The sequence below is a fragment of the Dorea sp. AF36-15AT genome (genome assembly GCF_003477705.1).
Classification (GTDB): domain Bacteria; phylum Bacillota; class Clostridia; order Lachnospirales; family Lachnospiraceae; genus Claveliimonas; species Claveliimonas ammoniilytica.
Window position 1 is genome coordinate 167,776 of sequence record NZ_QUDV01000006.1, and the last position, 8,033, is coordinate 175,808.

At 44.2% G+C, this 8,033-nt stretch carries 9 protein-coding genes; 8 read left to right on the forward strand and 1 reads right to left on the reverse strand.

All coding sequences use genetic code 11. The features are described 5' to 3' along the window. Nucleotides 1-16: 16 nt before the first annotated feature. The 7 genes from DWZ93_RS10325 to DWZ93_RS10350 all read left to right on the forward strand — a co-directional run bounded on the left by DWZ93_RS10325 (nt 17) and on the right by DWZ93_RS10350 (nt 6,558). Nucleotides 17-436 (forward strand): DUF6673 family protein, encoded by a 420-nt coding sequence (locus tag DWZ93_RS10325; RefSeq protein WP_118452874.1) that lies wholly within the window; start codon nt 17-19, stop codon nt 434-436. Nucleotides 437-442: 6 nt separating this feature from the next. Next, complete coding sequence (locus DWZ93_RS10330; protein WP_118452875.1) at nt 443-1,003, forward strand: bacteriophage Gp15 family protein; 561 nt, start codon at nt 443-445, stop codon at nt 1,001-1,003. Then, a complete protein-coding gene (locus DWZ93_RS14855; protein WP_199665931.1) occupies nt 1,000-1,152 on the forward strand; it encodes a hypothetical protein in 153 nt (50 codons plus the stop codon). The genes DWZ93_RS10330 and DWZ93_RS14855 overlap by 4 nt, the downstream gene beginning before the upstream one ends. Before the next feature lie 64 nt (nt 1,153-1,216). After that, the gene (locus DWZ93_RS10335) at nt 1,217-3,829 is read left to right on the forward strand and encodes a phage tail protein (protein ID WP_243061267.1); all 2,613 of its coding nucleotides are present in this window, start codon (nt 1,217-1,219) and stop codon (nt 3,827-3,829) included. After that, nucleotides 3,826-4,611: a hypothetical protein gene (locus tag DWZ93_RS10340; protein ID WP_118452877.1), complete on the forward strand. Its 786-nt coding sequence runs from the start codon at nt 3,826-3,828 to the stop codon at nt 4,609-4,611. The genes DWZ93_RS10335 and DWZ93_RS10340 overlap by 4 nt, the downstream gene beginning before the upstream one ends. Further along, the gene (locus DWZ93_RS10345; protein ID WP_118452878.1) at nt 4,605-5,606 is read left to right on the forward strand and encodes a Gp37-like protein; all 1,002 of its coding nucleotides are present in this window, start codon (nt 4,605-4,607) and stop codon (nt 5,604-5,606) included. The genes DWZ93_RS10340 and DWZ93_RS10345 overlap by 7 nt, the downstream gene beginning before the upstream one ends. After that, complete coding sequence (locus tag DWZ93_RS10350; protein WP_243061268.1) at nt 5,593-6,558, forward strand: hypothetical protein; 966 nt, start codon at nt 5,593-5,595, stop codon at nt 6,556-6,558. Before DWZ93_RS10345 ends, DWZ93_RS10350 begins: the two co-directional genes overlap by 14 nt. Here the strand turns inward: DWZ93_RS10350 and DWZ93_RS14735 are convergent. Further along, nucleotides 6,555-6,710, reverse strand: a complete 156-nt coding sequence (locus DWZ93_RS14735; protein WP_158574309.1) for a hypothetical protein — start codon at nt 6,708-6,710, stop codon at nt 6,555-6,557. The genes DWZ93_RS10350 and DWZ93_RS14735 overlap by 4 nt on opposite strands. Nucleotides 6,711-6,921: 211 nt before the next feature. Between DWZ93_RS14735 and DWZ93_RS10355 the strand changes: the two genes are divergently transcribed. Next, complete coding sequence (locus tag DWZ93_RS10355; protein ID WP_118452880.1) at nt 6,922-7,908, forward strand: tyrosine-type recombinase/integrase; 987 nt, start codon at nt 6,922-6,924, stop codon at nt 7,906-7,908. The last annotated feature ends 125 nt before the right edge of the window (nt 7,909-8,033 follow it).

Below are 8,033 nucleotides of genomic sequence, written 5' to 3' on the forward strand. Positions count from 1 at the left end.
ATAGGAGTGTGAGCCGATGAGCCTTTTTAAATATGGAGATCTTGAAAGAGAGATTGATTTTACGGATGTAGAGTTCCTGGAGAATCTGGATGAAGCAAAGGAACTGATTAAGGAAGAAGCAGCGCAGGTGCCGAAGGTAGGAAAGACCGCTGATATCATCCGCGCACAGTGTCAGTGCTATTTTAATTTCTTCGATCGTGTAATCGGAGAAGGAGCGCATGAGGAAATGTTCGGTGGGAAAACCAGTCTGAACGCGTGCTTGAATGCTACAGATGCACTATTGGCTTTTGAGAATAAAGAAGCCGACAAGCTGAATCAGAAATATGGTAATTATACTGTTCAGCAGCATGGTAATAGACAGCAGAGACGAAAGTATGATAAGAACAATCGCAATAAGAATCGCGGCAATGGAACTTATTACAACGGTAATAGGTAATGCGTTATGAATATTCTATTTGAAGAATTCCCGGATTCAGTGTGTGTGAATGGAGAAAACTACCCAATTGAGACAGATTTCAGAGAATGGATCCGTTTCATTCAGTTGGTAGAAGATGATGAAGTTCCTTGGCAGATTAAATGCCAGTTGATGATGCAATGGTATACAGATGGAATGCCAGATGATTTGGAAGGAGCTGTCTATGCGCTGGGAGGATTCCTCGAAATGAGGGTAGATAGATCTGACAGTGAAGAACATTCGGAATCAGTGCCGAAGCAGCTGTATTCCTTCGAGCAGGATGCAGACTGTATTTACAGCGCATTCCGGGAGGTATATGGAATCAACCTGCAGACGGTTCCATACATGCACTGGTGGGAATTCCAGACGCTATTTATTGGACTTCCAGAGAAGACGGAGATCAAGCAACGGATCATGTACCGGAACACAGATCTCCGGGATATCAAAGATAAGGATGAGCGTAAGCGGATCCAGAAGATACAGCGAGCGATTTCGCTGAAAAAGAACAGAAAAATGACAGATTATGAGATAGGGGATATGTTTGCATGATAAAGAAGATTGGCATCCCGACAGAACGGAAGTGGTTCAGATGCCCCTATTGCGGTAAGAAGCTACTGATTTATGATGATACCGCCGAGTGTAATGGCGTGTACCTGAACTGTCGGGAGTGTAGAAAAGAGGTAAAGATTAAGATCTAAGCACATGTGAGCCGTTGAGCCGTGCTATTAGCCTAGAAAGGGTGGTAGTGTGGCAGACGGCTATTTGAATTTTGATACAAAAATTAATGAAAAGGGATTCAACGAAGGAGTTGGCAAGCTAAGTAAACTTGGAAAATCCGGGCTGTCGATAGTATCTAAGGCAATGACCGGAGCTGTGGTTGCAGTTGGAACTGCTGCTGGCGCAATCATAAAGTCATCACTTGGCGTTGTTGCGAATATGGAACAGCAGGTCGGTGGTGTAGAAACCCTATTTAAGGATAGCGCGAATACAGTTATCGATAATGCTAATAGGGCGTATAAAACGGCAGGAATGTCTGCAAACAACTATATGGAAACTGTAACCAGTTTCTCGGCATCGCTGTTACAGAGCCTTGGAGGAGATACTGCGAAAGCAGCGTCTTATGCAGACAGGGCTATCGTGGATATGTCCGACAATGCAAATAAGATGGGCACAAGTATGCGTGACATCCAAAATGCTTATCAGGGTTTTGCGAAGCAGAACTATACCATGCTTGATAATTTAAAGCTTGGTTATGGTGGTACTCAAGAAGAAATGAAGCGGCTCGTTTCCGATGCAGCAAAACTTACAGATGTCCAGAAAGAACTCGGTGTTACAGTTGATGCCAACAGTCTATCCTTTGGAAATATTGTAAATGCTATCAGCGTTGTGCAAAAGCAGATGGGAATTACTGGAACTACTTCGAAAGAAGCAGCGACCACGATTGAAGGTTCTGTAAGCTCTGCTAAAGCAGCTTGGGAAAACTTTGAAGCTGGAGTTATAAGTGCAAATGACCTTGTAGAGACATTCTGGACTGCAACACAGAACATTTTTACAAATTTAGGTCAGATCATTCCAAGACTAGGAAAAACAGGGATAGATGTTGTTAGTGCGCTTGCTGGAAAAATTGGTGGCGCTGTTCCTCAGGTAAAAGGCTTCACTGATGCAATTGAGAGTATTGCTGACAAACTTGGCAGTATGGATACCGGACAACTTACGAATCTTGGTAAGATGTCCGCAGTTCTGATTGGAGCCGCGCCTGCGTTATCTCTAATTGGTAAGGGTGCCGGAACATTTTCTGATGCTCTTGGCGGACTAGGAAATGTCACTGGTGGGGCAATTACTGCTATTAGTAAGCTTCCCGGTACAGTGAAAAGCGCGTCTGCATCTCTTGGGAAGGCTGGAACAGCATTCAAGAATGTCGGTGATGCTATCGCATTGCCGTTCCAGGATCTCGCACCAAAGATTGCTCCGGCAATCAGTAAGTTGGGAGGATCTGTTTCCGAAATGTGGAATGCCGGTCCCGGTGGAAAGCTCACAAGTGCTGTTACACAGACAGCCGGAAAAGTAGGAGAGTCGTTTGCAAAGGTAGGTCCTAAATTAGCAGAGAAGTTTCCAACAATTACCGGTAAGGTCGGAGAGCTTGGGAAAAAGGTATCTGCAATCGTTCCGAAATTTGGAGCAGTTGGGGAAAAGATAGCTAGTTACGGTGGAGTGATCGGAGATTCGTTCAAGCCAATTCTGTCCAAGGCAGCTACATTTGCACCGGCATTCCTGAAATGCATGAACATTGCTGGAGGACTCGGTATTGTCGTAGCAGGACTCGGGCTCTTGCAGGGCGCGTTCGGTGATCAGATCGGACAGATCCTTACGATGGTCCAGACAAAAGGGCCAGAGGTAATCACAAATTTCTGCAATGGAATTACAGCAGCACTTCCGAACTTGATTGCGCAGGGAGCTATGTTGCTTAACAATTTGTTACAGGCAATTACAGCAAATCTGCCGGCTATCATTAGTGGTGGAATTTCCATCGTATCAACACTGATTTCTGGAATTGCACAACAGTTACCTACATTGATCCCGACAGCATTAATGATGATTGTTACATTGGTAGGATCGCTACTTTCCAATGTAGGTCAGATCGTGGATGCCGGTATCGACTTGTTGGTTGGTTTGGCGCAGGGATTGGTAAATGCATTGCCGCAGCTGATTAATCAGGCACCGACTATTATCGGTCAGTTGGCGACGGCGATTATTTCGAACCTGCCGAAAATCTTACAAGCCGGAATTAAGATCATCACAATTCTTGCGACCGGACTTGTACAGGCAATTCCACAACTGATCGGTAAGATTCCGGCTATCATTAGCCAGATCAAGAATGCATTTACCAGTGTGAACTGGGGCAGTGTTGGAATGAATATCGTCAAAGGCATTGCCAGTGGATTAACAAATGCGGCGAAGAGCCTGGCAGATGCAGCGGCAAATGCAGCAAGTAATGCATTGGATTGGGTGAAGTCAAAGCTTGGTATTCACTCGCCGTCACGAGTATTCCGTGATCAGGTTGGTAAGATGATGGCTCTTGGTATGGGCATTGGATTCGAGAAGAATATTCCGATCAGATCCATGAGTGCAGGAGTTCAGAAAGCAGTATCCGGATTGCAGAGATCCGTAAATATTGCGATGTCAGGCGGAGTTGACACACCGTCAGTAGACAAGTTAAAGAACCAGCCGGGATTTGATGACAAAGGTTTAATTGATTATGACCGTTTGGAGAAAATCCAGATGAGAGCTGCAGAAAAAATGGCGAAGCGTCCAATTTTCCTTGGAACCAAGAGGATAGATGAACCATTGCCGAAAGGAGCGGTGCCGGCATTATGATAAAGGCATATTATAAAAATAGTAAAGGAGAGGTGCTTTGGTTGACCAAGGCGCCTTTTCGTACTGTTGAGGCTGATTGGTTTGACAGTACGTGGGAAGAGACAGAGGACGGTTATGAAAAGGTAGTTACCTTAGATGTCTTTGGAAAGAGAATGGAGTTCGTGCAGAACATGGAAACTCTGTACAGAATCATTTCTGTAGACGCTGAGACGGGCAAATACGGACGTTTGTATGTGAATGATACATTCTTACCATGCCAGATTTACAAGACCAAGAAAACAGGATGGAAGGGGTATGTGTATACGGAAGTGGAGCTCACATTCCTTGCACCGGAGTTGTCGTGGATCACAGTTCTGGAGAAGAGGTTTTATCCGCAAACAGAACCAGTTGCAGTAAGTGGATTAGATTTTCCTACGGATTATCCATTTGAGCTTGTGGAAGAAAAGCGAGGATCTGGAGTGTTTGAAATTGATCACATTATTCCATCAGATTTTGAAATGGTGATCTACGGTCCATGTTCAAATCCAAAGGTGTTGATCAATGGGTATCCTTATGAGATTTTAACCACATTGGAGAAAAATGAGTATCTGATATTAAATACGCTAGAAGAGACAATCACGAAATATCTATCCAATGGCATGACAGCGAATTTGTTTAATGCCAGAGGATATGACTATTCCGTATTTGAACAGATACCACCCGGATTAATATCTGTGAATTGGAGCGGAGAGTTTGGAGTGGATCTGTATATCTTTCTGAAGCGGAAGGAGGCAGCATGGTAATACTAGCAACGCATCAAAGAGAGATTGGCAGTAATCCACTGAAGAGAGCCAACTGTACCTTCGACGTGAACGGGGAAATGAAGTTCTCCGTGAAGATTGCCCGGAGCTATTGGACTAAAGATATGACATATGGGAATCTGGTGTACATTCCGGATACGGAGTATGGCGGGATCATCGGCAAGGTTCTTACCAGTACAACACTGGATTACGTGGAACTGAAAGGTTACACCTGGCGCGGAAGATTGGCATACAAAGCCATTGAGCCGCCATCCGGAAGGGATTATAAGGTTGTGTCAGGAGAACTCAACAAGGTACTCAAAGCATTGATAGAGCCGGAATTTGATGGATTATACGTGGTATCCAGTGAAGATACAGGCGTATCTGTAAGTAATTATCAGTTTGATCGGTATTGCACGTTGTTGGAAGGTGTCACGAAGATGCTGACTTCGGTTGGATATCGGCTGGATATTCAGCACAAGCGGGAGAAGGGCGTTCCGGGGTATGTTTTGATCAGAGCAATTCCAATCGTAGATTATTCTGATCAGATTGAATTGTCCAAAGACTGTGGATTGAATTATACGATGGAAGACATTCGAGATGGAGTTAATCATCTGATCGTCACCGGCAAAGGGGAATTGCAGGACAGAAATGTATTTCACCTGTATGCTTGGCCGGATGGGAGTATTAAAAAGACTCAGTATTACACCGGACTGGATGAGATTGTCCAGGTCTACGAGAACACATCCACTGAGACAGATCAACTGGAAGACCAGTCACTTGATAAGTTGACTGAGCTGATGAGTAAGAAGAAATTCAGCATGGATGTGGAGAAGCTTGGCATTGATGTAGGTATCGGAGATATCGTTGGCGGACGAGATTACCTTACTGGTATGTATGGAGCAAAGCCTATCGAGAACATTACCTGCAGCGTAATTGCAGGAGTAACATCGAAAGAATATGAATTGAAAGGAGAAAATGACGATGGAGATAGTTAGTGGAAGAACCGGAAGCCCGCATGTGACAAGTCAACAGTTCAGGCAATTTGTCGAGGGAACAGTTGGACAGGAGAGTTATATTCTAACATCCGGTGAAAATTTAGAACCGGAACTTGCGTCGAATAATATATTGAAGATTCGAAGCGGTATGATGAGTCATCATGGAAATATTTCCAGTATAAAAATTGGAACTTATGATGAGGTGGAACTGACTAATGGTAGTCAGGGAATGAAGCGCATTGACCTAGTGGTGAATCGGTATACAAGGAATGCTGAGACGAATGTTGAAGCAAATAATTGGGTAGTTATTACAGGAACGCCAGCGGCGTCTGATCCAGCTGTGCCGGCATATACTGTTGGCAATTTGCAGGAGGGAGATTTGACTGATGATTGCCCGGTATTTGAAGTGCATTATGACGGATTGAATGTCACAGAGATCAAAAAGCTATTGGATGTAGCTGATAATTTGGGGAAGATGAAAAAAGAGCTTGCTGAATTAAATGGCAAGATCAATCATAATTCCAACAAGCACATTCTGATCGGCAAATGGAGCAGTGCATGGAATCTTTCCGATACTGCCAAAAATATCGGATCTAAAAAAGCCGCGATTGATAACGAATACTATAAGACCACCACCGGAGCGGATTCTGCCGTGACCGTCAAAAAGTCTGGGTTGTACTACGTATCAATGTATGCGCAGGGATCAGCTGCTTCCGGTGCATCGGCATCCATACAGGCACAGGTTGTAGCAAGTGCCACAGTAGTAGATGATGCATACGTCCTGTTTGGAGCTGGCTATTCCTATAATGGATTAAGTGCGAACATCAACATTGGGCGCGTAGTGTTCCTACAAGCTGGAACAGTGCTCACGCCACAGCTTAAGAAATCCTCGGCATCTGGAGCTGCGTCAACCACAGGAAGCTCTTATATGGAGGTTGTGCATATTTATTAAGATAAGGTTATTGCACCAGCCGGTGAATAGTAGAGCAGTCCTGTAATCCGAAAGCGTCCGTTGACATTCTTGTTGAATACAGCGTATAGATTCTCACCTTGCCAAGTTACGCCCTCAGCATGTAAAGAGTCAGCATTTCCGTCTCCATTCATGATGACGGCTCCTGAATTTTGCGGAGTAGCATCTGTTATCCCAAACAACGAATTGATCTTTGTAATGGTGGTTATCAATGCACTGGAGTTACCAGTTCCATACGGAGTCATTGTGAAAGAAATGAACCGGATATTGTTCGCATAATTGCCATTTAATTAAGGAAGCGCTTGGCGAAAATGCTACACTCAAATAAAAAAAGGAGTGTAGCAGATGGAACAAAAGATTATGGAAGTAATGAGAAGAATGCAGGACATATTGTCAAAAGAACAGCTTCGAGAATTGCAGTCAGCTCTCAGAGTTACGTTTAATGGATGCGAGCTACAGCCAAGAAGTGAGCTGATGGTGCTGGATGACAGTTGGAATGGTGATTTGGAAGACTTTCTGATGTCCAAGGCTCTGGAAGGGAAGAGCCAGGCGACAATCATCCGGTATCGGTACGAACTGGAAAGATTGTTAGCGTACATCAACAAGGCAGTAATTGATATTACAGATTCGGATATATCGAATTACATGAGGGTATACAAGAGAATCCGGAACATTAAAAACAGCACTCTTAAAGGTGTGCGGTCGATATATAGCAGTTTCTTTTCGTGGCTGCGTGATCGAGACCGGATCCGAAAGAATCCGATGGTGTTGGTGGAAGACATTAAGGTTCCGATCAGGGTGAGAGAACCGTTCACTGATGCAGAACGGGAGAAACTTCTGAGAGAATGCCGAACGCTTCGGGATAAGGCTATGATGGAATTTCTATATTCCACAGCTGTCAGAGTCGGAGAATTGGTAAAGCTGAACCGGGGCGACATCAGATTTTCCACAAAGGATCTGATTGTATGTGGTAAAGGCGACAAGGAACGAGTTGTTTATTTGAATGAACGTACTCACATGTACCTGTTGGAATATCTGGAGAGTCGAACAGATACAAATCCGGCACTGTTCGTGTCATTGCGATCGCCGCACAAGAGGCTGACAGATAAGGGCGTGGAAGATATTGTTCGTAGGACCGGCAGAAGAGTTGGCGTGAAAGCGTACCCGCATAAGTTCCGAGGTACATCAATTACCAATGCTCTCAATAGAGGAATGCCATTGCAGGAAGCATCCTGTATGGCAGGTCATGTCAAATCAGACACAACATTAAGGTATGCTCAACTGGATCAGGATTCAGTGAGATACCATCACAAGAAATATTTAAGTGCATAACATAAAAAATAAATAGGAAAGGAGACTCCCCTTTAATCTCCGTGTTGTCAATACATCCGGCTGGTAGTCGGGTGCTTTTGTTATGCGCTTTTATATAGTAACTATTAACTTTAGATTCAAAGGAG

Bases quoted from the DNA above. Each gene is read 5' to 3' on its own strand.
- DWZ93_RS10325 (WP_118452874.1), top strand. From the start codon at position 17: ATGAGCCTTTTTAAATATGGAGATCTTGAAAGAGAGATTGATTTTACG.
- DWZ93_RS10330 (WP_118452875.1), top strand. From the start codon at position 443: ATGAATATTCTATTTGAAGAATTCCCGGATTCAGTGTGTGTGAATGGA.
- DWZ93_RS14855 (WP_199665931.1), top strand. From the start codon at position 1,000: ATGATAAAGAAGATTGGCATCCCGACAGAACGGAAGTGGTTCAGATGC.
- DWZ93_RS10340 (WP_118452877.1), top strand. From the start codon at position 3,826: ATGATAAAGGCATATTATAAAAATAGTAAAGGAGAGGTGCTTTGGTTG.
- DWZ93_RS10345 (WP_118452878.1), top strand. From the start codon at position 4,605: ATGGTAATACTAGCAACGCATCAAAGAGAGATTGGCAGTAATCCACTG.
- DWZ93_RS10350 (WP_243061268.1), top strand. From the start codon at position 5,593: ATGGAGATAGTTAGTGGAAGAACCGGAAGCCCGCATGTGACAAGTCAA.
- DWZ93_RS14735 (WP_158574309.1), bottom strand. From the start codon at position 6,710: ATGAATGGAGACGGAAATGCTGACTCTTTACATGCTGAGGGCGTAACT.
- DWZ93_RS10355 (WP_118452880.1), top strand. From the start codon at position 6,922: ATGGAACAAAAGATTATGGAAGTAATGAGAAGAATGCAGGACATATTG.